The sequence below is a fragment of the Pseudomonas sp. MDT1-85 genome (assembly GCF_054898065.1).
In genome coordinates this window covers 5,991,974-6,018,179 of record NZ_CM142715.1, presented here as the reverse complement: position 1 = coordinate 6,018,179, position 26,206 = coordinate 5,991,974, and the positions used below count along the sequence as shown (strand labels likewise).

The following is a 26,206-nucleotide window of genomic DNA, read 5'->3' as shown; positions in this document are numbered from 1 at the left end:
TGCTCTCGATGCAGCGGTGCTTACCCGCAGCGTTAGCTGACTGAGCTTCGCACCGTTTTTTCAGGCCCGGACTAACCGGCCATCCCTGCCATACGTTGCCATAACGCGTAGTACACCCGTCCTGATTTTTGCTCCCGATGCAGGCGCCAATTTTCTGGCAAACCCAATATCGACGGTGCCGTTTCGCTTTCAGTGTAGACCCACGCATCGTCACTCAGCCACTGACGCTCTTCGAGCAAAGTGCAAACGACAGGCAACAGGTTCTGATTGAATGGCGGGTCGAGAAACACCAGATCGAACGCTGTGGCCGGCTGGGTTTCCAGGTAGCGCAAGGCGTCGGCCGTCTGTACCTGGCCAGTCGTGCAGCGCAGGGTGCCCAGATGTTCCTTGATGCTGGCTACCGCGATGTTGCTGGCATCCAGCGCCTGCCCCATTGCCGCGCCACGGGACAAAGCCTCGAGAAACAATGCGCCGCTACCGGCAAATGGGTCGAGCACCTTGGCCCCGACGACATAAGGCGCGAGCCAGTTGAACAGGGTTTCACGGACTCGGTCCGGCGTTGGGCGCAAGCCTGGCGCATCGGGGAAGCTCAGCTTTCGGCTGCCCCATTCGCCGCCGATGATGCGCAGTTGATTCACGCCGTTATGCACGTTGTGAACAGGTTTTTTTGGATGGGCCATTAATGCTCCGGAACCCCGAGCGGTTGCTCGGCAGGTTTGTCAGATGGGGCCGGCAACGGCTTTTGTGGCACGGTCGGGCCAGCGCTGACGATGACCAGTTTGTCCGTGCTCAGGTGTTTGTTCAATGCGGCTTTGACTTGCTCGACGGTCAGGCTCTGGGACTGCTGCATGAAGTCTTCCAGGTAGGTCAGCGGCAAGTTGTAAAAACCCATGGCGCCGAGCTGCCCGACGATATCGGCGTTGCTGGCAGTGGACAGCGGAAAGCTGCCGGCCAGTTCACGCTTGGCGTCGTCGAGTTCTTTCTCGGTGGGGCCGGTTTTAAGGTAGTCGGCGAGCACGTCCTGCACCAGTTTCAGCGTGCCTTCGCTCATCTCGGCGCGGGTTTGCAAGTTGATCATGAACGGGCCGCGGACCTGCATCGGGCTGAAACCCGAATACACGCCATAAGCCAGGCCGCGCTTCTCGCGCACTTCGCTCATCAACCGGGTGCCGAAGCCACCGCCGCCAAGGATCTGATTGCCCAGCGACAACGCTGCATAATCCGGATCGTCACGGTCGATGCCCAGTTGCGCGATCATCAGGTTGGTTTGCTTGGACGGAAACTCGATGTGGCCGATGCTGGACTTGGGGTCGCTCGGCTGTTCGATTTTTGCCAGCGCCGGCCCTTTGGGCAGATCGGCGGACACTTGTGAGGCAACCGCCTCGGCCTCGGCGCGCGACAAATCGCCCACCAGCGCAATCACCACGTTACCGGCGGCGTAGGCTTTCTGATGGAAAGCCCGCAACTGCGCCAGGGTGATCGGTGGAATGCTTTTCGCCGTACCGTCGCTGGAATGCGCGTACGGGTGATCGCCATACAAGCGGTTCATCAGCTCCAGGCTGGCGAGTTTGCCGGGGTTCTGTTTCTGGTATTCGAAGCCGGCCAGCATCTGGTTCTTGATGCGTGCAAACGAGTCGGCGGGGAAGGTCGGTTTGCCGACGACTTCAGCGAACAGCTTCAAGGCAGGCTCGCGTTTGTCCGCGGCACTGAGGCTGCGCAGCGAGGCAATCGCCATGTCTTTATAGGCGCCGTTGCCGAAATCGGCCCCCAGACCTTCGAAGCCTTGGGCGATGGCGCTGACGTCTTTGCCGGCCACACCTTCATTGAGCATGGCGTTGGTCAGCAGGGCCAGGCCGGATGCATCGCCATCCTGGCTGCTGCCGGCGGCGAAGATCAGGCGCATATCGAACATCGGCAGCTCACGGGCTTCGACGAACAGCACTTTGGCGCCTTCGGCGGTGTTCCAGGTTTGCACGTTCAGCGAGCGATGGCTTGGGGCCTTGCCGTCGAGTTCTGCCAACGATTGCAGCTTCTGGCTCGCCTTGGCTTTGTCGAGGGCTTCGCTGGCGCTGGTTTCGTCAGACTTGGAGAAATAGAAGGCGGCGGAGCCGAGCAATGCAATGACGATCAGGCCGATCAGGGCCAGACGCGGTTTTTTACGCTCACTCATGAGTCGTCTCCTCGGGCAGTACATGGGCGACGCTGAGACGTGCGCGGGTGAAATACAGCTTGGCGGCCTTCTGGATGTCTTGCGGGGTCACGCTTTCCAGTTCGGCGAGTTCGGTGTCCATCAGTTTCCAGGACAACCCGACCGTTTCCAGTTGGCCGATGGCGGTGGCCTGGCTGGTGATCGAGTCACGCTCGTAGACCAGACCGGCAATGACCTGAGCCCGCACGCGCTCCAGCTCTTCAGTGGACGGCGCGGTGGTTTTCAGCTGTTCAAGCAGTTTCCACAGGCCGGCCTCTGCCTGGGCCATGGTTTTCTTCTTCTGAGTGTTCGGCGTGGCCGACAAAGTGAACAGACTGTCGCCACGGGTGTAGGCGTCGTAACTCGATGAACCGCCGGACACCAGCTCTTCGCCGCGTTCCAGTTGCGTCGGGATCCGGCCGCTGTAGCCGCCGTCGAGCAGTGCGGAGATCAGGCGCAGAGCGTTCACCGAACGCTTGTCTTCGGCGGTGGCGATGCTCGGTACGTTGAAGGCCAGCATCAGGCTCGGCAATTGGGTCTGCACATGCAGGGTGATCTTTCGCTCGCCGGGCTCGGCCAGTTCCAGCGGGATTTTCGCTGATGGCACGTCGCGCCTGGCGATCGGGCCGAAGTAACGCTGAGCCAAGGTTTTGACCTCGTCCGGGGTCACGTCACCGACCACTACCAGGGTAGCGTTGTTCGGCACATACCAGGATTGATACCAGTGGCGCAGTTCTTCGATCTTCATGCGGTCGAGGTCCGCCATCCAGCCGATGGTCGGCGTGTGATAACCGCTGGCGGGGTAGGCCATGGCCATAAAACGTTCGTAGGCCTTGGACATCGGCTTGTCGTCGGTGCGCAGGCGACGTTCTTCCTTGATCACCTCAATCTCGCGGGTGAACTCTTCGGCCGGCAAGCGCAGGTTGGCCATGCGGTCGGCTTCCAGCTCGAAGGCCACGCCCAGACGGTCACGGGCCAGCACTTGGTAATACGCGGTGAAGTCGTCGCTGGTGAAGGCGTTCTCTTCGGCACCGAGGTCGCGCAGGATCAGCGACGCTTCGCCGGGACCGACCTTCTCGCTGCCCTTGAACATCATGTGTTCCAGCGCGTGGGACAGCCCGGTCTGGCCGGGTGTCTCATAGCTTGAGCCGACCTTGTACCAGACTTGGGAAACGACGACCGGCGCACGATGGTCTTCGCGCACGACGACCTTCAGACCGTTGTCGAGGGTGAATTCGTGGGTGGGTTGTGGATCGGCAGCCAGGGCTGAAAGTGGCAGACAAACTGTGCTGAACAGCAGGCCTGCGGCGCGGCGGGCTAGAGCATTCATTCGTTTTTAAACCTTTGGGGCTGCCCGCTTGGTCTTAGCGTCGGCGGGCGAGAGGGTGCTAGGATACTGATCCGTTTTACTGGCGGCCACGCCTATCAGGCCTTTGTGTTTGATCAGGCTGTATAGGTTTGCGACGGAAGGCATGTGTTTAGCAGCTAAACTCTGCTTTTTCGCCGATTTTGCCAATCTAGTCCTTCGTGAAATCGTTTCTTTGAGATGCCGTTGGCACCTCGACAAAATGTTGCGCGTGAACAAGCTGGATGAATCGCAGTCTGTTCTGCAGCGAATTATTTATTGCCGAGGCGCCCTTTGGCGCGTCGCTACCGTGAGATAGCCGTCCTCCATGTTTGGTTCCAACGACGACAAGAAGACCCCAGCTGCGGCTGGCGAGAAGAAAAGCCTGTTCGGATGGCTGCGCAAAAAGCCGCAGGAACCCGTTGTCGAACAGCCACAACCACTTCCTGAGCCAACACCGGCGCCGGTCATGGAAGAAGTGCCCGCGCCGATTGCCCTGCCGATCGCCGAGTCGGTGCTGCAATCCGTGGCCGAGCCTGCGCCTGAACCTGAAACCGTAGTCGTGGCCCCGTTGCCGCTGACACCAGCCGCTGAGCCGTGGCTGACGTTGCCGGTGGCGGAAGAGCCGGTGGCATTGGTCAAAGATGAGCAAGCAGCGCACTTCACGCCGCCGATTCCGGCCCCGACTGCGTTTGCTCCTGAGCCGGTTCAGGCGCCAATGGTTGAGCCAGTCGTTGAGCCTGTGTTCGTGGCCGAGCCTGCGCCGGTTACTCCAGAACCTGAAGTGCCGGTATTTGTTGCTCCTGCTCCGGTTGCTCCGGTCGTTCAAGCTCCTGCACCTGCACCTGCACCTGCACCTGCACCGGTCATCGTTCCTGTTGTCGCCACGCCTGTTGCTCCAGTGGAAACTCCGGTCGAGCCGGTGCACACCGAAGAGTCCAAAGCCGGCTTCTTCGCCCGTCTCAAGCAAGGCCTGTCCAAGACCAGCGCCAGCATTGGCGAGGGCATGGCCAGCCTGTTCCTCGGCAAGAAAATCATCGATGACGAGTTGCTCGAAGACATCGAAACCCGCCTGCTGACTGCCGATGTCGGCGTCGAAGCGACCTCGGTGATCATTCAGCGCCTGACTCAGAAAGTCGCCCGCAAAGAACTGGCCGATGCCGATGCGTTGTACAAATCCCTGCAAGCCGAACTGGCAGCGATGCTCAAACCGGTCGAGCAGCCGCTGAAAATCACCTCGCAGAACAAGCCGTTCGTGATTCTGGTGGTGGGCGTCAACGGCGCCGGCAAGACCACCACCATCGGCAAACTGGCGAAGAAACTGCAACTGGAAGGCAAGAAAGTCATGCTCGCCGCCGGTGATACCTTCCGCGCCGCAGCGGTCGAGCAATTGCAGGTCTGGGGTGAGCGCAACAAGATTCCGGTCATCGCCCAGCACACCGGCGCCGACTCGGCCTCGGTCATCTTCGATGCCGTGCAGGCCGCCAAGGCCCGTGGCATTGACGTGCTGATCGCCGACACCGCGGGTCGTTTGCACACCAAAGACAACCTGATGGAAGAGCTGAAAAAGGTTCGCCGGGTGATCGGCAAGCTCGACGCCGATGCGCCGCACGAGGTGCTGTTGGTGCTCGACGCCGGCACCGGCCAGAACGCCATCAACCAGGCCAAGCAATTCAACCAGACCGTCGAACTGACCGGCCTGGCGCTGACCAAACTCGACGGCACCGCCAAGGGCGGGGTGATTTTCGCCCTGGCCAAGCAGTTTGGCTTGCCGATTCGTTACATCGGCGTCGGCGAAGGCATCGACGATTTGCGTACTTTTGAAGCAGAACCCTTTGTCCAGGCATTATTTGCCGAGCGGGAGCGTTCATGATTCGTTTCGAGCAGGTCGGTAAGCGCTACCCGAATGGTCACGTCGGCTTGCATGAGCTGAGCTTCCGAGTCCGTCGGGGCGAATTCTTGTTTGTCACCGGCCATTCCGGCGCTGGTAAAAGCACTTTGTTGCGGCTGTTGCTGGCCATGGAACGTCCGACCACCGGCAAATTGCTGCTGGCAGGGCAAGACCTGGGCACTATCAGCAATGCGCAGATTCCGTTCCTGCGCCGGCAGATCGGCGTGGTGTTCCAGAACCACCAGTTGCTGTTCGATCGCACGGTGTTCAACAACGTCGCGTTGCCGCTGCAGATCCTTGGCCTGTCCAAGGCCGAAGTCGCCAAGCGTGTGGACTCGGCCCTGGAGCGTGTGGCGCTCTCGGACAAAACCGATCTCTACCCCGGCGACCTGTCCACCGGTCAGCAACAACGCGTCGGCATCGCTCGCGCCATCGTTCACCGTCCGGCCTTGCTGCTGGCGGACGAACCCACCGGTAACCTCGACCCGCGTCTGGCAGCAGAAATCATGGGCGTGTTCGAAGACATCAACCGTCTGGGCACCAGCGTGCTGATCGCCAGTCACGACCTGGCACTGATTGCCCGCATGCGTCATCGCATGCTCACCCTGCAGCGTGGCCGATTGATCGGCGACGGGGAGGCTGGCGTATGAGTGCAACACGTAGCCCCAAGGTTTCCGAGCGCGTGGCCCCGAAGGCCGCCGATCCGCAACCGCAGCCGCAGAAGAAAAAGCGCGACGATGACGATGGCCCGGATTTCGCCACGCTGTGCCGCGCCTGGGTCGAAAGCCATCGCGCGAGTTTGCTGGACAGCTTGCGCCGCTTGGGCAAACACCCGATCGGTAGTTTTTTCACCTGCATGGTGATGGCGGTTGCCCTCAGCCTGCCAATGGGCCTGTCACTTTTGCTAAGTAATGTCGAGCGTCTCGGCGGTTCCTGGCAGCGTGCGGCGCAGATTTCCCTGTACCTGCAACTCGACGCCAGCCCTGAGCAGGGCGAGTCGTTGCGTGAGCAGATCAAGGGCATGCCAGGCGTGGCCGAGGCCGAATACGTAGGTCGCGATCAGGCGCTGGAAGAGTTTCAGCAGCAGTCCGGCCTGGGCGAAGCGCTTAAGGAACTTGCGGAAAACCCGCTGCCGGGGGTGGTCCTGGTGACCCCGGACAAGGTCGACAAGCCTGCGCTTGAAGCATTGAGACAAAAACTTTCCGAATTGCCGAAGGTACAACAGGCGCAACTTGATCTAGTCTGGGTCGAGCGTCTGGCAGCCATCCTCAAGCTGGGCGACCGATTTGTCTTCGGTCTGACCGTGCTTTTGGTTTCTGCATTACTTTTGGTGATAGGCAATACCATTCGTCTTCATATTGAAAACCGCCGCACAGAGATAGAAGTGATTAAACTCGTCGGCGGCACGGACAGCTATGTGCGCAGGCCCTTTCTGTATATGGGCGCGCTTTATGGCTTCGGTGCGGGGATTCTTTCCTGGGGTGTATTGGCGTTCGGCCTGAACTGGCTGAACGACGCGGTAGTTGGACTGGCCGGTTTGTACGGCAGTGATTTTGCGCTGGCCGGAGTGCCAGTTGCCGACGGTCTATCGCTCTTGCTTGGCGCGGTGCTGTTGGGGTATATCGGTGCATGGATTGCAGTCGCACGCCACCTGCGGGAGCTTGCGCCAAAGTAATATCATTTTGCTCGTATTGACCTTTCAGCGTTTATGGGAACTTGTCTTTTGGTTTCCGGTCAATTTTCGCAGTGCTGAACTGCACGAGTTATGTAAGTCGGAGGTTTTTTCGTATGACCAATTCTTTGCAACCTGCATATGCTCTGGTCCCGGGTGCGAACCTGGAGGCCTATGTGCACACGGTGAACAGCATTCCATTGCTGACGCCGGAGCAGGAGCGTGAACTGGCCGAGAGTCTCTATTATGAGCAGGATTTGGGGGCGGCTCGGCAGATGGTGCTCGCCCACCTGCGTTTTGTCGTACACATTGCCCGTAGCTATTCCGGCTACGGCCTGGCCCAGGCTGACCTGATCCAGGAAGGCAACGTCGGCCTGATGAAAGCGGTCAAGCGTTTCAACCCGGAAATGGGTGTACGTCTGGTGTCCTTCGCAGTGCACTGGATCAAGGCGGAAATCCACGAGTTCATCCTGCGCAACTGGCGGATCGTGAAAGTCGCGACCACCAAGGCTCAGCGCAAGCTGTTCTTCAATCTGCGCAGCCAGAAGAAACGTCTGGCCTGGCTGAACAACGAGGAAGTCCATCGCGTGGCGGAAAGCCTCGGCGTAGAGCCGCGGGAAGTGCGCGAGATGGAAAGTCGCCTGACCGGCCATGACATGGCTTTCGACCCGGCCGCGGAAGCGGACGACGACAGTGCATTCCAGTCGCCGGCCAACTATCTGGAAGACCACCGGTACGATCCGGCCCGTCAACTGGAAGACGCCGACTGGAGCGACAACTCCAACCATAACCTGCACGAAGCGCTTGAAGTGCTGGACGACCGCAGCCGCGACATCCTCTACCAGCGCTGGCTGGCAGAAGAAAAAGCCACGCTGCACGACCTGGCGCAGAAGTACAACGTGTCGGCCGAGCGTATTCGTCAGCTTGAGAAGAGCGCGATGAACAAACTCAAGTTGTCGATTGCCGCCTAACCTGCGCGCCGGTAATAAAAAACGCCCCGATCATTGATCGGGGCGTTTTTGTTGGTGACCGCTTGCACCGAACCCCTGTAGGAGCGAGGCTTGCCCGCGAAGGCGGTGTGTCAGACACATCATTGCTGAATGACGCACCGCCTTCGCGGGCAAGCCTCGCTCCTACAGGATTTGCGTCAAGTTATTGAGACCAAGGTGCCCGGCGCGAATCGTTGAGCCCGAGCAGATAACTGTCCCCGCCCAACTGACTCATCTGCTGCCGAATCCAGCCCGCCCGCCGTGCAACGTAGTTCGTTGGATGGCTGGCACTCCACACCCGCGGGTTCGGCAGTACCGCGGCCAGCAGACTCGCCTGCTGCCGGGACAGCGAACGAGCGCCCACACCAAAGTGATGCCGGGCCGCCGCTTCGGCGCCAAACACGCCTTCGTCCCACTCGACGCTGTTGAGGTACACCTCAAGAATCCGTTGCTTGGGCCACAACACCTCGATCAGCCCGGTAAACCAGGCTTCCAGGCCCTTGCGCAGCCAGCTGCGGCCAGACCACAGAAACAGGTTCTTCGACACTTGCTGGCTCAGGGTGCTGGCGCCACGAATCGAGCCGCCGCGTTCGTTATGCGCAAACGCCGCCTGAATCGCGCCGATATCAAAGCCCCAATGCTCGGGAAACATCTGATCCTCACCGGCAATCACTGCGACTTTCAGGTCGTCGGAGATTTCATCCCAGGGTTTCCAGGTGCGTTGCAGGTCTATGGGCTCGCCATCGATCCAGGATTCGATCTTGCGCTCGACCATCAGCGCCGTTCCCGGTGGCGGCACCACCCGAAACAGCAACACCAGCAATACGCTGCCGCCCGCGAACCAGAGCAGGGCCTTCGTGAAACGACGGAAAATTAACTGCAGCATAGAGATGGCTTGGCCGAACCCGTTGAGCCGGCCATTATACAGACCCTGTTGATCGAGTCTGACTGGAGTTCTCATGTTGCGTGGCTTCCTGATGCTGGTTGCTTTTTTCGGCTTCACCGGTGTTGCCTTGGGCGCATTCGCCGCCCATGGCCTGAAAAGCCGCCTGAGCGCCGAGTACCTGGCGATTTTCCATACGGGCGTCACCTATCAACTGGTGCACACCCTGGCGTTGCTGGGCGTAGCGCTGCTCGCCACGCAAATTCCCGGTCGACTGATTACATGGGCCGGCGCATCATTTGCTATTGGCATTCTGTTGTTTTCCGGCAGCCTGTACCTGCTGACGATAACGGGTATCAGCAAGCTCGGGATCGTTACGCCCTTCGGTGGCCTGGCATTCCTGGTCGGCTGGGTTTGCCTGGGGCTTGCCGCTTGGCGGCTGTAGGAGCGAGGCTTGCCCGCGAAGGCGTCGTATCAGTCACCTTCTTCGTTGACTGACACCATGCCTTCGCGGGCAAGTCGGATCGCCGCACCGCTCGCTCCTACGGGACCGTGTTTCAAGACGAATGGCTTGGGTCGCCAAGTCTGATCGGGCTAGAATGCCAGCCCCTAAAAAAGATGGCGGCATTCGGTATGCGCATTCAATTGAACGGCGATTCCCTAGAACTGCCCGACGGCGAAACCGTTGCGGCCCTGCTGACCCGTCTGGAATTGACCGGGCGCCGGGTGGCGGTCGAGCTCAATCTGGATATCGTCCCGCGCAGCCAGCATGCAGAAACCACGCTGAACGACGGCGATTCGGTCGAAGTGGTGCACGCCATCGGCGGCGGCTAGCCCTCCGGCCCGACCGGCCACAGAATTATTCTGCAAGAACCTCACCCCTACAGAGGATTTCCCATGAGCATCGTTCGTAGCGACAAGCCTTTCGTCCTGGCCGGTCGTACTTACCAGTCGCGTTTGCTGGTAGGCACCGGCAAGTACCGTGACATGGAAGAAACCCGCCTGGCCATCGAAGCCTCGGGTGCCGAGATCGTCACCTTCGCCGTGCGCCGCACCAACCTCGGCCAGAACCCGGGCGAACCGAACCTGCTCGAAGTCCTGTCGCCGGATCGCTACACCTTCCTGCCGAACACTGCCGGTTGCTACGACGCCATCGAAGCCGTGCGCACTTGCCGCCTGGCCCGTGAGCTGCTCGACGGTCACAACCTGGTGAAGTTGGAAGTGCTGGCGGATCAGAAAACCCTGTTCCCTAACGTGATCGAAACCCTCAAGGCCGCCGAAGTGCTGGTCAAGGAAGGCTTCGACGTAATGGTGTACACCAGCGATGACCCGATCATTGCCCGTCAACTGGCGGAAATCGGCTGCATCGCGGTGATGCCGCTGGCCGGGCTGATCGGCACCGGCCTGGGGATCTGCAACCCGTACAACCTGCAGATCATCCTGGAAGAAGCGAAAATTCCGGTGCTGGTGGATGCCGGTGTCGGTACTGCCTCTGACGCCACCATCGCCATGGAACTGGGCTGTGAAGCGGTGCTGATGAACTCGGCCATCGCCAACGCCCAGCAGCCGATCATGATGGCCGAAGCCATGAAACACGCCATTGTCGCGGGCCGTCTGGCCTACCTCGCCGGCCGCATGCCGAAAAAACTCTATGCCAGCGCCTCCTCGCCGCTGGATGGTCTGATCAAGTAAGAGCCATTGATGACTGAATCAAACGACACGCCTATCCAGACGGAAGAAGGCGAAGAGCGCCAACACCGCCGCATCAAGAGTTTCGTGATGCGCGCCGGGCGCATGACCGAAGGCCAACAGCGCGGTCTGGACCAAGGTACGCCGCTGTTCGTACTGCCGCTGGCTGATGCGCCGGTGGATTTTGATCAGGTGTTCGGCCGTTCGGCGCCGCGTTCCCTGGAAATCGGCTTCGGCATGGGCCATTCGCTGCTGGAGATGGCCGCGGCCTCGCCGGAGCAGGATTTCATTGGCGTTGAGGTTCACCGTCCGGGTGTCGGCGCGCTGCTCAATGGCGTGTTGACTCAGGGCCTGACCAACCTGCGCGTCTACGATTGCGATGCGATCGAAGTGCTCAACCGTTGCATCGCCGACAACAGCCTCGATCGCCTGATGCTGTTTTTCCCGGACCCGTGGCACAAGAGCCGTCACCACAAGCGTCGTATCGTTCAGGCATCGTTCGCCGAGCTGGTGCGCAGCAAGTTGAAGGTCGGCGGTGTGTTGCACATGGCCACCGACTGGGAACCGTACGCCGAGTACATGCTGGAAGTGATGAGCGTCGCCCCGGGCTATCGCAACCTCGCCGAAGACGGCAAATGCGTCCCGCGCCCGGCCGAGCGCCCGATCACCAAGTTCGAACGCCGTGGCGAACGTCTTGGGCATGGCGTGTGGGATCTGAAGTTCGAAAAACAGGCTTAAGTACAACGCTGTAAAAACTGTGGGAGCGAGCCTGCTCGCGATAGCGGTCTGACAGTCAACGAAGATGTTGAATGTCAGGCCCTCATCGCGAGCAGGCTCGCTCCCACAGTTGTTTTGTGTGCTGTTCTGGGATCAGCGGCGATCGGCGACGACGCCAATGAGCACCAGCACCACCAACAACACCGGCGCCAGGCTGTAGTTGTTGAACTGGCTCAGGCCTTTGATGATCCATGGCGTTGCATAGATCAGCGCCACGCCGCTGCCGACCATGCACAGCAAGGCCATCAGCGGGACGCGCAAGGCGCCGGCGATGCTGCCCAGGCGTTGGTCGACCCAGCCTTTGATGTCGGCGCCAAACAGCACCAGCAAACAGCCCACCAGCGCCAGAGAGATTTCCGACAGGTTGCTACGGCTCCAGCGGGACACGGTGGCGAGCAGGTCGAGTACCAGATCCATTCGATTTCCTTATGTCAGAAAATTCTGCAGCAAGTCATTGAGAAAGAGTTGTCCGCGCAGCGTGGCCGCCAGACGTGACGGTTCGACCTGCAACAAGCCACTTTGTTCGGCCTCGCGACGGCCTTCGGCGAGGCTTTCCAGGGGCAGCCCGGTGCGCTCTGGATACAACCGCGCTTCGACGCCCTCGGTCAGGCGCAAGGCGTTCATCAGGAACTCGAACGGCAGCTCTTCGTTGGTCAGGGCTTTCTCGCCGGCCTGAAAGCTTTTGGCCGGGTTGAGGTAGTCCTTCGGCAGGCGAGTCTTCCATGTGCGCACAATGCGCCCGTCCGGGTGACTGAGCTTGCCGTGGGCTCCGGCGCCGATGCCGATGAAGTCGCCGAAACTCCAGTAATTGAGGTTATGCCGCGCCGGACGACCGGGCTGGGCATAGGCCGAAACTTCGTATTGCGCGTAACCGTGTTCGGCCAACAGCGCCTGACCGGCCTCCTGAATATCCCACAGGGTATCGTCTTCCGGCAGCGTCGGCGGCTGGTTCCAGAACACCGTGTTCGGTTCCAGCGTCAGCTGATACCAGGACAGGTGGGTCGGCTTCAGGGCAATGGCCTGGCGCAGGTCGTTCAGGGCGTCGTCCAGGGATTGATCGGGCAAACCGTGCATCAGGTCCAGATTGAAGTTGTCGAAGCCGGCCTGACGGGCCATGCCGGCGGCTCGCACGGCTTCATCACCATTGTGAATCCGTCCCAGGGCCTTGAGCTTCTCTTCCTGAAAACTCTGGATGCCGATCGACAGGCGATTGATGCCCAGCGCCCGGTAGGCGCGGAATTTCTCCTGCTCGAACGTTCCGGGGTTGGCTTCCAGGGTGATTTCGATGTCGCTGGCAAACGGAATACGTTGCTCGACACCCTTGAGCAAACGGCCCAAAGCCTCGGCACTGAACAGGCTCGGCGTGCCGCCACCGAAGAAGATCGAGCTCAGCTCGCGGCCATAGACCGCATGCAGGTCCTGATCGAGGTCGGCCAGCAAGGCGTCGACATATTCTTCTTCCGGCAACACGGGGCTGGCGGTGTGGGAGTTGAAGTCGCAATAAGGGCATTTGCGTACACACCACGGGATGTGGATGTACAACGCCAGGGGCGGCAGCACGGGCAGGGCCGCTCGAGGCGATTGTGCGGCGCCGCCGAAGATCAGCGGCGACGCGGACGAGTCATGGGTCATTTCAGGCCCAGACGCTGGCGCAGCAGATCCATTGCACGGGCGCGGTGACTGATGAGGTTCTTGTCGCTCGGGCTCAACTCGGCGCTGGAACAATTGCGCTCCGGCACCCAGAACAGCGGATCGTAGCCAAAACCGTGCTCGCCGCTGGCCTCGGTCAGGATGCGCCCATGCCACAGGCCTTCGCAGAGGATCGGCAACGGATCGTCGGCATGACGCACCAGCGCCAGCACACAGACGAATTGTGCGCCGCGCTCGGCTTCAGGCACATCTTTCAAAACGTCGAGCAGTTTGGCGTTGTTCGCCGCATCACCCTTGCCGTCAGCGTAACGGGCCGAATAGATACCCGGCGCACCGCCGAGGAAATCCACCGCCAGCCCCGAATCGTCGGCCAAGGCCGGCAGACCGGAAATGCGCGAGGCATTGCGGGCCTTGAGAATGGCGTTCTCGACGAACGACAGGCCGGTTTCTTCAGGCTCGACGCTGCTGAACTCGCCGATCGAGCGCAAATGCACCGATTCGCCGAGCATGGCCTGGAGTTCCTTGAGCTTGCCGGCGTTATGGCTGGCCAGTACGAGTTGCGTGAAATTCATCATTGGCCGGGGAAAAGCTCTTGCTGGAAATTGATGGTGTTGGTTTTGTCGCCGGTTTTAACATCGATCTTGAAGGTGCGGATTTCCTGCTGATCCACCGGGAACTGGGCGATGTAGTAGACCGCGCCTGTTTCAGTGATCTGTTTGAACTTCAGCGGGATGCTTTGGCTGGTCAGGTCTTTGACCGTGCCGCTGACCTGAGCCGTCTGTGGTTTACCTTCCTTGAGTACCGAGACGTTGATCACGCCCTGATTCTTGCTGCGGTTCAGCTCGGCCGCCTTGGCGATATCCGGTGTCAGGAAAGTGGAATTGAAGGTGTTGTAATGCACCGTCACGTCGCCAAAGGTTTCCTTGCGCTCGCCCTTGATGACGTCGGCGGCCATGGCGGTGACGCTCAGGCAGGCAGTAAGTAAAAACAGTGCTAGACGACCCATGATCGTTCTCCTCGAAGTGTCGTGATTCAGACCGCGACCTTGTGGTCCGGCAGACCGGGGCTGCTGACGCGGTAGATGCCGATCTCACCTAACAGATTAGGCCATAGCTTACTGGCCCACCCATGCCGGTGCTGTTGATCCACGGCAAGCCGATCAATGACCTTGGCTTCACGTTCGCGACACAGTGCTTCAAAGTCTTCGAAGGTGCAGAAGTGAATGTTCGGCGTGTTGTACCAGGTGTACGGCAGAAACTCCGAAACCGGCATCCGGCCCTTGCTTGCCAGGTACCAGCGGCAGCGCCAGTGACCGAAGTTGGGGAAGGTGATGATGCACTGGCGACCGACCCGCAGCATTTCATCGAGGATCCTGTCCGGGTAGTGCACAGCTTGCAGGGCCTGGGTCATGACCACGATGTCGAAGCTGTTGCTGGCAAAGTTGCCCAGGCCCTTGTCCAGGTCCTGCTCGATGACGTTGATGCCCTTGGCCACGCACTCGGCAATGTTGTCCGGGTCGTTTTCCAGGCCATAGCCGGTGACCTGTTTGTGGTTACGCAGCCAGGTCAGCAACTCGCCGTCACCGCAACCGAGGTCGAGCACGCGGCTGCCGGCGGGGATCCATTCCTGGATGATTTCCAGATCGGCTCTCATGTCTTCCTCAAAGCGCTATACGGTTCATGTAATTGCTGAAGGCCTGCAAATAACGCGGGATCGGGATCAGGAAGGCATCATGGCCTTGCGGAGCGTCGATCTCCAGGTAGCAGACGTCTTTCCTGGCCGCCATCAGCGCGTCCACCAGCTCCCGCGAGCGGGCAGGGGAGAAGCGCCAGTCGGTAGTGAAGGACATCACGCAGAACCTGGCCTGGGCATTGGCGAAGGTTTTCGCCAAGTCATCGTCGAAGTTTGCCGCCGGGTCGAAGTAGTCCAGTGCCTTGGTCATCAGCAGGTAGGTGTTGGCGTCGAAACGCCCGGAAAACTCCTCGCCCTGATAGCGCAGGTAGCTTTCGACCTGGAACTCGACACTGTGGAAGTCGTAGTTGAGCTTTTCGCTCTTGAGGCCGCGACCGAATTTCTCGCCCATGGAGTCGTCGGACAGGTACGTGATGTGCCCGACCATCCGCGCCAGCATCAGCCCGCGCTTGGGGATCACGCCCGCTTCCTGGAACGAACCGCCATGGAACTCCGGGTCGGTGAGGATCGCCTGACGTGCGACTTCGTTGAACGCGATGTTCTGCGCCGACAGTTTCGGTGCCGAGGCAATCGCCAGGCAGTGCCGCACGCGGTCCGGGTAGGTGATGGTCCACTGCAAGGCCTGCATGCCGCCGAGGCTGCCGCCGATCACCGCCGCCCATTGGCGGATGCCGAGCAGATCAGCGAGACGCGCCTGGCTGTGGACCCAGTCTTCCACGGTCAGTACCGGGAAATCGGCGCCGAATGGCTTGCCGGTTTCCGGATTGATGCTGCTGGGGCCGGTGGAACCGTTGCACCCGCCGAGATTATTCAGGCTGACCACGAAGAACTTGTTGGTATCGATCGGCTTGCCGGGGCCGATGCAGCTGTCCCACCAACCGGGTTTGCGGTCGTCGGGGCTGTGGAAGCCGGCAGCGTGATGGTGACCGGACAAGGCGTGGCAGATCAGCACGGCATTGCTCGCCGTAGCGTTCAGCGTGCCGTAGGTTTCGTAGATCAGGTCATAAGCGGGCAGCGAACGTCCGCAGGCCAAGGCCAGGGGTTCACTGAAGTGCGCCACTTGCGGCGTCACCAGACCAACAGAATCGGGGGGGAAGGCAGCTGGCATCGACCCTGCTCTCATTGAAATGAGGCGTAAGTCTAAAGACCGCTGTGGCTAGCGGCAAGCAAAGGCCGGGCCTGATTTTTTCCCAGGTAGACCGAGGCGCGGCAATCGCGAGCAGGCTCGCTCCCACAGGGGAACGCATTCCAATGTGGGAGCGAGCCTGCTCGCGATGAACGATGACACGGTCAGCCAGGCTGTCGCACCAGATCCGGCAAATCCGGCAGCTTCTTCGGCGAACAGATCCGCACCCGTTTCTGCCGGTTCAGCTCCCCGCTGATCAAACTCAACTGACGCTTGGAAACCCCGAACGTCTTGGCCAGAAACGCCATCAGGTACGCATTGGCCTTGCCTTCAACGGGCGGTGCGGTCAGGCGGATCTTCAGGCGATCGCCATGCAGCCCGCAGAAATCATCGCTGCGGGCCGCAGGTTGCAGGTGACATTCCAGAATCAGATCATCACCGTCCCAGCGAAAGTAGCTCATCAGATCAGGCCGAACAGTTCCTTCGGCATGAGGGCGTAGTACGCAAGGCGTGGAATCAGCCAGCTTTGCAACAACTGCAGCGCGATAAACGCGAAGATCGGCGAGATGTCGAGGCCACCCAGGTTCGGCACGATCCGGCGGAACGGCGCGAGTACCGGTTCAGTGATCTGCTGGACCAGTTCTGCGCCCGGGTTGTGGCTGCCCGGAGCAACCCAGGACAGAATCACACTGATGATCATCGCCCAGAACAGGATCTTCAAAAACAGCGCGAAGATACCAATCAATGCCCACGGCGCCAGAAACAGCACGTCGACCTCGTAGCCACTGAGCAGCAGAATGACCGCGTACAGCGCCATTTGCACGATCAGCGCCAAAACCAGCGACGACATGTCCAGCCCGAACATGCTCGGGATAACCCGACGCAACGGCTTGAGCAGCGGTTGAGTGGCTTTCACGGCGAACTGGCAGAGCGGGTTGTAGAAGTTCGCTCGCACCAGTTGCAGGATGAAGCGCAGCAGCACGATCAGCAGATACAGGCTGCTCAGGGTTTGAATCACAAAAATGGCAGCGTCATTGAGTCCGAGCATCATTGATTCCTTTGTAAGAGCTGATTAGCGACCGAGTTGCTCAGCCATCTCGGCCGAGCGGTGCGCAGCGGCGCCGAGTGCTTTTTCTACCAGGGCTTCGAAGCCGCCGGCCTGGAACGACTTGATCGCCGCTTCGGTGGTGCCCGCAGGCGACGTCACGCGGCGACGCAGTTCAGCCGCGTCGACATCACTGGCGACCGCCATGTGTGCAGCGCCCAAAGCGGTTTGCACGGTCAGTTGTGCGGCGATGTCCGCTGGCAGGCCGAGCTTTACGCCTGCAGCGGTCATGGCTTCGATCAGCAGGAAGAAATACGCAGGGCCTGAGCCGGAAACGGCGGTGACCGCGTCCAGTTGCTGTTCTTCGTTCAGCCACAGGGCAATGCCAACCGCCGACAGCAGCTCTTCAGCTTGCTGGCGTTGTTCGGTGCTCACTTCGCTGGTGGCGAACAAACCGCTCACGCCCTGACGCAGCAGCGCCGGGGTGTTAGGCATGCAGCGCACGATGGGCTGGGCGCCAAGCCAGTTGTTCATGCTGGCGCAGGTGATGCCGGCTGCAATCGAGACCACCAGTTGATTCGGCTTGAGGCTCGGGTGAATGGCTTCGCAAACGGCTTTCATCGCCTGGGGTTTGACCGCCAGCACGATCACGTCCACGCCCTGAATGGCGTCGGCGTTGTCGGCAAACACTTCGATGCCGTGTTCGGCGCTCACGCGGGCACGGGTTTCTTCACCGGGGTCGCTGGCGCGGATCTGCGCGGCGTCCAGACCTTTGGCGCGCAGGCCGCCGATCAGGCTGGCGGCCATGTTGCCGGCTCCAATAAAGGCAATACGAGTCTTGCTCATGTCAGGTCCTTATAGAGAGAGGTGAGTCGGCCATATTCAAGGCCGGCTATGCATTTGTGGAGAGCCACGGGCGCCGAACAGAGCGGTGCCGATGCGGACCCAAGTGGCGCCCATAGCAATGGCCGACTCAAGGTCGTGGCTCATGCCCATGGAAAGTGTGTCGAGTGGCAGGTTCAGGCTGGCTTGCATGCTTTTGATTAAGTCGCGCACGGCAGCAAAGGCTGCGTCTTGGGCGGCGCGATCTTCAGTCGGCTCGGGAATCGCCATCAGCCCGCGCAATTTCAGATGCGGTAGAGCGCTGATGGCATCGGCCAGGGCGGGCAGGTCGGCCGGGGTGCAGCCGGACTTGCTGGCTTCACCGCTGACGTTGACCTGGATGCAAATGTTCAATGGAGGCAAATCGGCAGGACGTTGTTCGGACAGGCGTTGTGCGATTTTCAAGCGATCCACGGAATGCACCCAGTCGAAATGCTCGGCGATAGCGCGAGTCTTGTTCGATTGAATGGGGCCGATGAAATGCCAGATCAAGGGCAAGTCGGCCAATTCGAGTTGTTTGCTCAAGGCTTCCTGCAGGTAGTTTTCACCAAAGTCGCGGACCCCGGCGGTATAGGCTTCGCGCAAGGCCTCGGCGGGCTTGGTCTTGCTCACGGCCAGCAGCTGGATGCTGTGCTCGTCGCGCCCGGCGGCGAGGGCGGCAGCACCGATGCGTGAACTAACCTGAGTGATGTTGTCTGCTATCGTGGACATTCAAGAGGCGCCAGCGGGTCTGAGGTTCGCGGCATTCTACTGGAATTGAGGAGCGCTATGGATATCACTGAGCTGCTGGCTTTCAGCGCCAAACAAGGCGCGTCTGACCTGCACCTGTCCGCCGGCCTGCCACCGATGATCCGTGTCGACGGCGATGTGCGACGCATCAACCTGCCGGCCCTGGACCACAAGGAAGTGCATGAGCTGATCTACGACATCATGAACGACCTCCAGCGGGTGGACTTCGAGAAGCATCTTGAAACCGACTTTTCCTTCGAAGTGCCTGGCGTGGCGCGTTTTCGGGTCAATGCCTTCAACCAGAATCGTGGTGCTGGCGCGGTATTTCGGACCATTCCGTCCAAGGTTCTGAGCATGGACGACTTGGGCATGGGGGAAGTATTTCGCAAGATTACCGAAGCGCCCCGGGGGCTGGTGCTGGTGACCGGCCCGACCGGTTCGGGCAAGTCCACCACGCTGGCGGCGATGATCGATTACCTGAACAACCATCGCCATCACCACATCCTCACCATTGAAGACCCCATCGAGTTCGTCCACGAATCGCGCAAATGCCTGATCAATCAGCGCGAAGTCCATCGCGATACCCGCAGCTTCGCCACGGCGCTGCGCTCGGCCCTGCGCGAAGACCCGGATGTAATTCTGGTGGGGGAGATGCGTGATCTGGAGACTATTCGGCTGGCTTTGACTGCCGCCGAGACCGGTCACTTGGTGTTTGGCACGCTGCACACCACGTCGGCGGCGAAAACCATCGACCGGGTCGTGGACGTGTTTCCGGGCGACGAGAAATCGATGGTGCGCTCGATGCTCTCCGAGTCGTTGCTGGCGGTGGTGTCGCAGACATTGATCAAGAAAATCGGCGGCGGGCGAGTTGCCGCCCACGAAATCATGCTCGGCACCGCGGCGATCCGTAACCTGATCCGCGAAGACAAGGTGGCGCAGATGTACTCGTCGATTCAGACCGGAGGGTCGCTGGGGATGCAGACGCTGGATATGAACCTGAAGGAGCTGGTGACCAAGGGCGTGATCAGCCGCGAGCATGCGCGGGAGAAGGCGCGGTCGCCGGATAACTTCTGAGTGCCTTTAAAAGCAAAGATCGCAGCCTTCGGCAGCTCCTACACAGGAATACGCGTTTCCATGTAGGAGCTGCCGCAGGCTGCGATCTTTTGATCTTGCTTTAAATCAGCGCTGAACAACCCGCAATGCATTCTGTTCTTTCGGCAGAACCCGCTTGGCAACCACGTAGTGGCTTTCCCAGTACGGTTTCTTCAGGGTGTCGATGCTCACCGACTTGCCACGGCGCGGCGCGTGGATGAAGCGGTCGTTGCCCAGGTAAATGGCAACATGATTGACCCGGCGGCTCTTGAGTTTGAAGAAAATCAGGTCGCCTGGCTTCAGATCGTTGCGATCGACCTTCTCGCCATGACCGCTGGCCATGGCGTTGGAGGTACGTGGCAGGTCAAACGTGGCGTCGTTGAACGCGTATTTTACCAGCCCACTACAATCGAACCCTTTACTTGGGCTGCTGCCGCCCCAACGATAAGGCGTACCGAGCACGTTTACCGCGCGGCTCAACACGTTGCTGCTTTCTTTGGTCGCCATCGGCGGGATCAGCTTGCGGTTGGCGCTGCTCAGTTGAGGAGAGCGTTTTACAGTCTGTTTGTTTTTGCTCGATGGAGCGGAAACATGAGATTTCGGGGTGTAACCATTGACGTTGGGAAGGCGTTGCTCACGATTGGTGGCGTGGGCGGCCAGGGGCAATAATAGGCAAATGGTTAGCCATGTCTTGAAAAATGGACGCATTAGGCAAGGCTCATATGGGTGAACGCGCAACTTTATAACAGCTTTTTTCGCCCTTCCGAGGCCATTGGTCGATTCAAACGTCGTGCCACGGAACTAAATAAGCGCAAAGCTGACGCGGTTGTTGGACAAAAAGTCAGGTATTACAAGACTTTGACAGAAATGAAGGTAGCATTTGCCGTATGTCGGCCGCCTGTAAAAAAGTCACAAAGAATTCAAGCATATTTCTCTATCGTGTGAATCGAGGTCATTCATGAACACCTATCGACACCCCGTTTCAGAGCAAGATACACACAGCAAAGTGATTGGTTACCTGTTGTGGATTTTTGGTTTTACCGGGGCTCACCGCTTCTATTACGGCAAGCCGGTGACCGGGACGATCTGGTTTTTTACCTTCGGTTTGCTGGGTATCGGCTGGTTGATCGACCTGTTTCTGATCCCGGCCATGGATCGTGAAGCGGACTTGCGTTTTACCCCCGGGCCCATCGAATACAACGTTGCGTGGATTCTGCTGACGTTTCTCGGGGTATTCGGTGTGCATCGGATGTATCAGGGGAAGTGGATCAGCGGGTTGCTGTACCTGGTGACAGGCGGGTTGTTCTTTCTGGGGGTGTTGTATGACTTCTGGACGTTGAATGACCAAGTGTCGATTCGCAACGCGCAGAATAGAGGCGCCTTCCAATAAGCCTTCGCGAGCAAGCCCGCTCCCACATTTGACCTTCAGCGAACACAGAATTTGTGTACGACCGAAATCTCATGTGGGAGCGGGCTTGCTCGCGAATGCAGGCAACGCGGTTTTACACCTGGTGGCTGATCCGTCCATCCACCAGTGTGTAACGCACCACTCCCGGCAAGCTATGACCAATGAACGGGCAGTTTTCGCCCTTGGACAGCCAGGTCTCACCGGCCACGGTCGAGGCTGCCGGATCGAATAGCACGATGTCCGCTGGGCCGCCTACCGCCAATTTTCCTGCTGGTAAACGCAACGCTTCGGCAGGACCGGCGCCCAAGCGTGCGAGCAGCGTTGGCAGATCCAGCAAACCGTCTTCCACCAAGGTCATCGCCAGCGGCAGCAGCAGTTCAACACTGCTGATGCCTGGTTCGGTGGCACCGAACGGCGCCAGTTTGGCATCGCGTTCATGGGGCTGGTGATGGCTGGAAATGGCTGACACCACACCGGATTTCACCGCTGCCCGCAGGCCGTCGCGGTCGGCGCGGGTGCGCAGTGGCGGCTGGACGTGGTAAAGGCTGTTGAAGTCGATCAACGCTTCGTCGGTGAGAATCAGCTGATACAACGCCACGTCCGCCGTGACCTTCAGGCCACGGGCTTGGGCCTGGGCGATCAGCGCCACACCGCGGGCGCTGGTGAGCTGGCTGAAGTGCGCACGCACGCCGCTTTGCTCGACCAGCAGCAGATCCCGGGCCAGGGCCACGGTTTCAGCGGTTTCCGGAATGCCCGGCAAACCGAGGAAACTCGCAGTCGGGCCTTCATGGGCCAAGCCACCTTCGGCCAGATCATGGTCCTGCGAATTGAAAATCACCGTCAGGTCGAACGTCGCCGCGTATTCCAGTGCCCGGCACAGGGTGCGGGTGTTGCGGAAACTCTCCAGACCGTTGCCGAAGGCCACGCAGCCGGCATCGCGCAAGGCGACCAGTTCGGCCAGCTGCTCGCCATCCAGACCTTTGCTCAGAGCGCCGATCGGGAAGACTTTGGTGTTGCCGGCTTCGCGAGCGCGGTCGAGGATCAGTTCGGCCACAGCCGAGGTGTCCAGCACCGGTCTGGTTTTCGGTGGGCAGCACAGGCTGGTCACGCCACCGGCAGCGGCGGCGCGGGTTTCGCTGGCGATCGAGCCTTTGCGGCTGTAGCCCGGCTCGCGCAGGGCGACGTTCAGGTCAACCAGGCCGGGGGCGGCAATCAGACCTTTGGCGTCGATGGTGTCTAATGCAACGAAACCGGCCGGAGCGGCGCCGAGGGCGACGATCTTGCAGGCTTCAACGTGGATATCAGTCACTTGATCCAGGCCACTGGCCGGATCGATAACGCGTGCGCCGAGAATGCTGAGCTTCACTGGGCGTTCTCCTGCTCGAATTGGCGCTGGGCTGTTTGCCCGCTCATGGCCATGGACAGCACGGCCATACGAATCGCGATGCCGTAGGTCACCTGATTGAGAATCACCGAGTGCGGACCGTCGGCCACCGCCGACTCAATTTCCACTCCACGGTTGATCGGCCCCGGGTGCATGACGATGCAATCCGGTTTGGCCCCGGCCAGGCGCGCGGTGGTCAGGCCGAACAGGCGGTAGAACTCGCCTTCGCTCGGCAGCAAGCCGCCAGTCATGCGTTCACGCTGCAGACGCAGCATGATCACCACGTCGACGTCTTTCAGGCCTTCGGTCATGTCGGTGTAGACCTTCACGCCGTACTGCTCGATGCCGATAGGCAGCAGGGTTTTCGGCGCGATCACGCGGATGTCCGGGCAGCCGAGGGTTTTCAGGGCCAGCATGTTCGAGCGCGCTACCCGCGAGTGCAGGATGTCGCCGACAATGGCCACCGAAAGGTTTTCGAAGCCGCCCTTGTGCCGACGAATCGTGAGCATGTCGAGCATGCCCTGGGTCGGGTGGGCGTGACGGCCGTCGCCGCCATTGATAATCGCCACTTGCGGGCAGACATGCTCGGCGATGAAGTGCGCCGCGCCGGAATCACCGTGACGCACAACGAACATGTCGGCGGCCATGGCTTCCAGGTTGCGCAGGGTGTCGAGCAGGGTTTCGCCCTTGCTCGCCGACGACGTGGACACGTTCAGGGTGATCACGTCCGCCGACAGCCGCTGGGCCGCCAGTTCGAAGGTGGTGCGGGTGCGGGTGGAGTTCTCGAAGAACACGTTGCACACGGTCTTGCCGCGCAGCAACGGGACTTTCTTCACCGCCCGGGCGCCGACTTCGAGGAACGAGTCGGCGGTGTCGAGGATTTCCGTCAGCAGCTCGCGGCGCAAACCGTCGAGCGAGAGGAAGTGGCGCAGCTGGCCCTGATCATTGAGCTGCAGCGGGCGCTTGGTTTCTAGAGGCGTCATCGCGAGGGGACTCTCAATAGGGCAAATTAAAGGGCGAGGTCTTGCAGTTCGAGCTTGAGTTCCGGGCCGGACAGTTTTACTCGTTCGTGGGCCGCCAGCGACAGGGTCGCGCCAACCACGTTCGGGCGGATCGGCAGCTCACCGGCGTCCAGGTCCAGCAGGCATACCAGCGTCACACTGGCCGGGCGACCGTAGTCGAACAGCTCATTGAGGGCGGCGCGGATAGTCCGACCGCTCATCAGCACGTCATCGATCAGCACCAGGTGCTGGCCTTCGATCTCGAACGGCAGCGCCGATGGGCGTACTTGTGGGTGCAGGCCGTTCTGGCTGAAGTCGTCGCGGTAGAACGAAACGTCCAGGGTGCCCAAGGGCGAATCGCTGCCCAATTCATCGAGCAACGCCTGCGCGACCCAGACGCCACCGCTCCGAATGCCGATATAGCGCGGTTCGCTGATGCCCCGTTTGGCCAGATAAGAGTCAAGACGGATCGCCATCTGGCTGATCAGTTCGGCGGGATTGGGCAGGCTCATGGTTTGCTCCTTCTTTGTCCCGAGCCGAATGCAGCTTGAGTGGTGGCTCGGGTTGTAGCTAAGGGAGACGCCGCAGCGGCTCTTCAGAATCAGGTGCGGTCAGGATTCGAACAGTGCGGTGTTTTCGTCGAGCCAGCCTTGCAGCAGCAGGGCGGCGGCGATGGCATCGACCGGGTTATCGCGGTAACTGCCTTTCTGGCCGCCCCGCACCAGGCGTTCGCCCTTGGCCTCGAAAGTGGTCAGGCGCTCGTCATGCGTATAGAAGGGCAGGTTGTAGCGGCCGTTCAGGCGTCGGGCGAATTTCTCGGCCCGCAGGCACATATCGCTCGGTGTGCCATCCATGTTCAGCGGCAGGCCGACCACCACAGCGTCGGGTTTCCACTCTTTAATCAGGGCTTCGACCTGATTCCAGTCGGGAATACCGTTTTGCGCCTTCAAGGTGCACAGCTCGCGGGCCTGACCGGTAATCACCTGGCCGACCGCAACGCCGATCTGTTTGGTGCCATAGTCGAAACCCAAAATCAACCGCAGGGCCATCAGGCGTGCCCCGCCTGGCTGGTGAGCAGGCTGAGATTGACGCCCAGGTGCTTGGCCGCCGCTTCAAGACGTAATTCGCTGCTGGTGTTGAACAGGATGTCGGCATCGAACGGGCAGGTCAGCCAGGCGTTGTCGGCCAGCTCGGCTTCCAATTGCCCGGCTTCCCAACCGGCGTAGCCGAGGGTGATCAGGCTTTTCGCGGGGCCGACGCCGTCAGCGATGGCGAACAGCACGTCCTGGGAGGTCGACAGGGACAACTCGCCTTCCAGATCAACGGTCGCCTGATAGGTTTTTCCCGATGGGTGCAGGACAAAACCGCGATCGGTTTGCACCGGGCCACCGATAAAGATTGGCACGTGCTGGCAGAGTACGGGCGGTTCGATATCGGGGCGCAATTGCTCGAGGATATCGGCCAGGTTCAGGTCCTGCGGGCGGTTGACCACCAGCCCCATGGCACCATTGGCCGTGTGCTCGACGATGTAGGTCAAGGTGTGCGCAAAGTTCGGGTCGGCCATATGAGGCATGGCGATCAGGAAGTGATGCTTGAGGTAGCTGGGGCTGACGTTCTTCATGAGCGCTAGTGTGGCGTTGGAGGGGCGAACTGACAAGCCGAGGATGCACAGGAAATGCTTGCGTGAATGTCTTTTTGATGGGGTTTTGCTTGAGGGCCTCTTCGCGGGCAAGCCTCGCTCCTACAGGTCATGCGCCATTTTTGTGGTGCATACCAAACCTGTAGGAGCGAGGCTTGCCCGCGAAGGCGTCGGCTCAATCACCACAAATCAATCGGTCAATTACTGGACAACCGGTCCCCACGCGCAAACTTCCAGGTACGGATGATTTCCAGACGGTCGATGTCTGACAGATCCCCGGTAAACGGCGCAAACGGCGCCGCGAGCCTTACGATGCGTTGCGCCGCCTGATCCAGCAGCGGCTGGCCGGAAGATTCCAGCACCAGCACTTCATACAACGAGCCGTCGCGGTTGATCGAGACCACCAGTCGCAAATTGCCGTAAATCTGTTTGCGCCGGGCCTCGTCGGGGTAGTTGAGGTTGCCGATGCGCTCGACCTTCTTGCGCCATTCATCTTTGTACCAGGCACCCTTGTCGCGCATGGTCGATGCGGCGCTCAAGCGGTGGATGCGCGGACGCTTGGCGTACAGCTGTTGTTCGCTGGCCAGTTCCGCTTCCAGGCTGGCGATGTCGCTGGACAGCTGCGCGCTGTCGAACGTCGGTGCCGCCACTTGGGGTTTGGTCAGGGGCTTGGGTTCTTCAGTCTTGGTTGCGGCTTTTTTCGGCTTCGACGCGACGGTGGTCACAGACGCCTTGGGCGCGGCTTCCTGCACTTGAGGCTTGGCCGCCGGCGGTGGGGTGACTTGCTGCACCTTGTTGTCCTGGAATGGCGCGACCTCGGTGGTCTTGGGAATCGCCTTTTTCTCCAGGGTGCCGCTGCCTTCCTGATTTTCCTGGGCGAGAAAATCAGCTTTCTCAGGCTTCTTCTCGCTTTTGAAAGTGGCGAGCGTAATTTCCAGGGTTTTACTGATTTGCTTGGGTTCGACCATGGAAAAGCCAACGCCCAACAGCAAGGCCAGGTGAATCAGCGCCGCGAGAAACAGGGTAAAACCGAGGCGATCAGCCGGACGCACGCCACGGTGGGCGAGTTCAGGGGGCAGATCGGACGGGAGTGTCATAACAAGAAAACCAACATCGCGTTTTTT

The 26,206-nt window shown here is 60.2% G+C and carries 31 protein-coding genes; 10 read left to right on the top strand and 21 right to left on the bottom strand.

Features of this window, described 5'->3' with window-relative positions; translation table 11 throughout:
• Window positions 1-71 precede the first annotated feature (71 nt).
• From rsmD to ACYZT2_RS27125, 3 genes are read right to left on the bottom strand one after another with little or no spacing between them, the layout of a single operon-like run.
• The gene (rsmD, locus tag ACYZT2_RS27135) at window positions 72-680 is read right to left on the bottom strand and encodes a 16S rRNA (guanine(966)-N(2))-methyltransferase RsmD (protein WP_461968839.1); all 609 of its coding nucleotides are present in this window, start codon (window positions 678-680) and stop codon (window positions 72-74) included.
• Window positions 680-2,170: a M16 family metallopeptidase gene (locus ACYZT2_RS27130; protein ID WP_461968837.1), complete on the bottom strand. Its 1,491-nt coding sequence runs from the start codon at window positions 2,168-2,170 to the stop codon at window positions 680-682. Before ACYZT2_RS27130 ends, rsmD begins: the two co-directional genes overlap by 1 nt.
• A complete protein-coding gene (locus ACYZT2_RS27125; protein WP_461968835.1) occupies window positions 2,163-3,518 on the bottom strand; it encodes a M16 family metallopeptidase in 1,356 nt (451 codons plus the stop codon). Before ACYZT2_RS27125 ends, ACYZT2_RS27130 begins: the two co-directional genes overlap by 8 nt.
• A gap of 343 nt (window positions 3,519-3,861) precedes the next feature.
• Between ACYZT2_RS27125 and ftsY the strand changes: the two genes are divergently transcribed.
• The 4 genes from ftsY (at window position 3,862) to rpoH (ending at window position 8,067) form a co-directional block, all read left to right on the top strand.
• Window positions 3,862-5,406 carry a signal recognition particle-docking protein FtsY gene (gene ftsY / locus ACYZT2_RS27120; protein WP_461968833.1) on the top strand — a complete coding sequence of 515 codons (1,545 nt, stop codon included), beginning with the start codon at window positions 3,862-3,864 and terminating at the stop codon, window positions 5,404-5,406.
• A complete protein-coding gene (ftsE, locus tag ACYZT2_RS27115) occupies window positions 5,403-6,074 on the top strand; it encodes a cell division ATP-binding protein FtsE (protein WP_105340799.1) in 672 nt (223 codons plus the stop codon). The genes ftsY and ftsE overlap by 4 nt, the downstream gene beginning before the upstream one ends.
• Complete coding sequence (gene ftsX / locus ACYZT2_RS27110) at window positions 6,071-7,099, top strand: permease-like cell division protein FtsX (RefSeq protein ID WP_461968830.1); 1,029 nt, start codon at window positions 6,071-6,073, stop codon at window positions 7,097-7,099. The genes ftsE and ftsX overlap by 4 nt, the downstream gene beginning before the upstream one ends.
• Before the next feature lie 113 nt (window positions 7,100-7,212).
• Window positions 7,213-8,067, top strand: coding sequence for an RNA polymerase sigma factor RpoH (gene rpoH, locus ACYZT2_RS27105; RefSeq protein WP_007897890.1), 855 nt, complete (start codon window positions 7,213-7,215; stop codon window positions 8,065-8,067).
• Window positions 8,068-8,248: 181 nt separating this feature from the next.
• Here rpoH and mtgA read toward each other — a convergent pair whose 3' ends face one another.
• On the bottom strand, window positions 8,249-8,971 hold the full coding sequence (gene mtgA / locus ACYZT2_RS27100; RefSeq protein ID WP_461968828.1) for a monofunctional biosynthetic peptidoglycan transglycosylase: 723 nt from the start codon (window positions 8,969-8,971) through the stop codon (window positions 8,249-8,251).
• Window positions 8,972-9,044: 73 nt separating this feature from the next.
• Here mtgA and ACYZT2_RS27095 point away from each other — a divergent pair, with 73 nt between their 5' ends.
• The 4 genes from ACYZT2_RS27095 (at window position 9,045) to trmB (ending at window position 11,395) form a co-directional block, all read left to right on the top strand.
• Entirely contained in the window at window positions 9,045-9,413 is a 369-nt protein-coding gene (locus ACYZT2_RS27095) for a DUF423 domain-containing protein (protein ID WP_461968826.1), read from the top strand.
• A gap of 188 nt (window positions 9,414-9,601) precedes the next feature.
• Window positions 9,602-9,802, top strand: coding sequence for a sulfur carrier protein ThiS (thiS, locus tag ACYZT2_RS27090; protein ID WP_461968824.1), 201 nt, complete (start codon window positions 9,602-9,604; stop codon window positions 9,800-9,802).
• A 63-nt stretch (window positions 9,803-9,865) separates the two neighbouring features.
• Window positions 9,866-10,660 carry a thiazole synthase gene (locus ACYZT2_RS27085; protein WP_461968822.1) on the top strand — a complete coding sequence of 265 codons (795 nt, stop codon included), beginning with the start codon at window positions 9,866-9,868 and terminating at the stop codon, window positions 10,658-10,660.
• Window positions 10,661-10,669: 9 nt separating this feature from the next.
• A complete protein-coding gene (gene trmB / locus ACYZT2_RS27080; RefSeq protein ID WP_461968820.1) occupies window positions 10,670-11,395 on the top strand; it encodes a tRNA (guanosine(46)-N7)-methyltransferase TrmB in 726 nt (241 codons plus the stop codon).
• 132 nt (window positions 11,396-11,527) lie between these two features.
• On the opposite strand, the gene ACYZT2_RS27075 is transcribed toward trmB, so the two are convergent.
• The 10 genes from ACYZT2_RS27075 to ACYZT2_RS27030 form a co-directional block, all read right to left on the bottom strand.
• Window positions 11,528-11,851, bottom strand: coding sequence for a DUF3392 domain-containing protein (locus ACYZT2_RS27075; protein WP_007897907.1), 324 nt, complete (start codon window positions 11,849-11,851; stop codon window positions 11,528-11,530).
• A gap of 9 nt (window positions 11,852-11,860) precedes the next feature.
• The gene (gene hemW / locus ACYZT2_RS27070; RefSeq protein WP_448725484.1) at window positions 11,861-13,066 is read right to left on the bottom strand and encodes a radical SAM family heme chaperone HemW; all 1,206 of its coding nucleotides are present in this window, start codon (window positions 13,064-13,066) and stop codon (window positions 11,861-11,863) included.
• Window positions 13,063-13,659 carry an RdgB/HAM1 family non-canonical purine NTP pyrophosphatase gene (gene rdgB / locus ACYZT2_RS27065; protein ID WP_461968817.1) on the bottom strand — a complete coding sequence of 199 codons (597 nt, stop codon included), beginning with the start codon at window positions 13,657-13,659 and terminating at the stop codon, window positions 13,063-13,065. Before rdgB ends, hemW begins: the two co-directional genes overlap by 4 nt.
• The gene (locus ACYZT2_RS27060; RefSeq protein WP_461968815.1) at window positions 13,656-14,090 is read right to left on the bottom strand and encodes a DUF4426 domain-containing protein; all 435 of its coding nucleotides are present in this window, start codon (window positions 14,088-14,090) and stop codon (window positions 13,656-13,658) included. Before ACYZT2_RS27060 ends, rdgB begins: the two co-directional genes overlap by 4 nt.
• Window positions 14,091-14,116: 26 nt before the next feature.
• A complete protein-coding gene (gene metW, locus ACYZT2_RS27055; protein ID WP_461968813.1) occupies window positions 14,117-14,737 on the bottom strand; it encodes a methionine biosynthesis protein MetW in 621 nt (206 codons plus the stop codon).
• 7 nt (window positions 14,738-14,744) lie between these two features.
• Window positions 14,745-15,884: a homoserine O-succinyltransferase MetX gene (gene metX, locus ACYZT2_RS27050; protein WP_461968811.1), complete on the bottom strand. Its 1,140-nt coding sequence runs from the start codon at window positions 15,882-15,884 to the stop codon at window positions 14,745-14,747.
• Window positions 15,885-16,066: 182 nt separating this feature from the next.
• Window positions 16,067-16,363, bottom strand: a complete 297-nt coding sequence (locus ACYZT2_RS27045) for a DUF167 domain-containing protein (protein WP_461968809.1) — start codon at window positions 16,361-16,363, stop codon at window positions 16,067-16,069.
• The gene (locus ACYZT2_RS27040; RefSeq protein ID WP_367373313.1) at window positions 16,363-16,950 is read right to left on the bottom strand and encodes a YggT family protein; all 588 of its coding nucleotides are present in this window, start codon (window positions 16,948-16,950) and stop codon (window positions 16,363-16,365) included. Before ACYZT2_RS27040 ends, ACYZT2_RS27045 begins: the two co-directional genes overlap by 1 nt.
• Before the next feature lie 24 nt (window positions 16,951-16,974).
• On the bottom strand, window positions 16,975-17,793 hold the full coding sequence (gene proC / locus ACYZT2_RS27035; RefSeq protein ID WP_461968807.1) for a pyrroline-5-carboxylate reductase: 819 nt from the start codon (window positions 17,791-17,793) through the stop codon (window positions 16,975-16,977).
• Window positions 17,794-17,829: 36 nt separating this feature from the next.
• Entirely contained in the window at window positions 17,830-18,540 is a 711-nt protein-coding gene (locus ACYZT2_RS27030; protein WP_461968805.1) for a YggS family pyridoxal phosphate-dependent enzyme, read from the bottom strand.
• Window positions 18,541-18,597: 57 nt separating this feature from the next.
• On the opposite strand from ACYZT2_RS27030, the gene ACYZT2_RS27025 reads away from it, so the two are divergent.
• A complete protein-coding gene (locus tag ACYZT2_RS27025) occupies window positions 18,598-19,632 on the top strand; it encodes a type IV pilus twitching motility protein PilT (RefSeq protein ID WP_461968803.1) in 1,035 nt (344 codons plus the stop codon).
• A gap of 105 nt (window positions 19,633-19,737) precedes the next feature.
• On the opposite strand, the gene ACYZT2_RS27020 is transcribed toward ACYZT2_RS27025, so the two are convergent.
• On the bottom strand, window positions 19,738-20,358 hold the full coding sequence (locus ACYZT2_RS27020) for a C40 family peptidase (protein ID WP_253546472.1): 621 nt from the start codon (window positions 20,356-20,358) through the stop codon (window positions 19,738-19,740).
• A 250-nt stretch (window positions 20,359-20,608) separates the two neighbouring features.
• Here ACYZT2_RS27020 and ACYZT2_RS27015 point away from each other — a divergent pair, with 250 nt between their 5' ends.
• Entirely contained in the window at window positions 20,609-21,040 is a 432-nt protein-coding gene (locus ACYZT2_RS27015) for an NINE protein (RefSeq protein WP_461968800.1), read from the top strand.
• A gap of 112 nt (window positions 21,041-21,152) precedes the next feature.
• Here the strand turns inward: ACYZT2_RS27015 and ACYZT2_RS27010 are convergent, their stop codons facing one another.
• From ACYZT2_RS27010 to ACYZT2_RS26985, 6 genes are all read right to left on the bottom strand, one after another.
• Window positions 21,153-22,424, bottom strand: coding sequence for a dihydroorotase (locus tag ACYZT2_RS27010; protein WP_461968798.1), 1,272 nt, complete (start codon window positions 22,422-22,424; stop codon window positions 21,153-21,155).
• Window positions 22,421-23,425, bottom strand: coding sequence for an aspartate carbamoyltransferase catalytic subunit (locus ACYZT2_RS27005; RefSeq protein ID WP_007897943.1), 1,005 nt, complete (start codon window positions 23,423-23,425; stop codon window positions 22,421-22,423). Before ACYZT2_RS27005 ends, ACYZT2_RS27010 begins: the two co-directional genes overlap by 4 nt.
• A gap of 26 nt (window positions 23,426-23,451) precedes the next feature.
• Window positions 23,452-23,955 carry a bifunctional pyr operon transcriptional regulator/uracil phosphoribosyltransferase PyrR gene (gene pyrR / locus ACYZT2_RS27000; RefSeq protein WP_461968796.1) on the bottom strand — a complete coding sequence of 168 codons (504 nt, stop codon included), beginning with the start codon at window positions 23,953-23,955 and terminating at the stop codon, window positions 23,452-23,454.
• 99 nt (window positions 23,956-24,054) lie between these two features.
• Window positions 24,055-24,492, bottom strand: a complete 438-nt coding sequence (ruvX, locus tag ACYZT2_RS26995; RefSeq protein WP_007897947.1) for a Holliday junction resolvase RuvX — start codon at window positions 24,490-24,492, stop codon at window positions 24,055-24,057.
• Entirely contained in the window at window positions 24,492-25,064 is a 573-nt protein-coding gene (locus ACYZT2_RS26990) for a YqgE/AlgH family protein (RefSeq protein ID WP_461968794.1), read from the bottom strand. Before ACYZT2_RS26990 ends, ruvX begins: the two co-directional genes overlap by 1 nt.
• 215 nt (window positions 25,065-25,279) lie before the next feature.
• Window positions 25,280-26,179, bottom strand: coding sequence for a TonB family protein (locus ACYZT2_RS26985; protein ID WP_461968792.1), 900 nt, complete (start codon window positions 26,177-26,179; stop codon window positions 25,280-25,282).
• Window positions 26,180-26,206 lie beyond the last annotated feature (27 nt).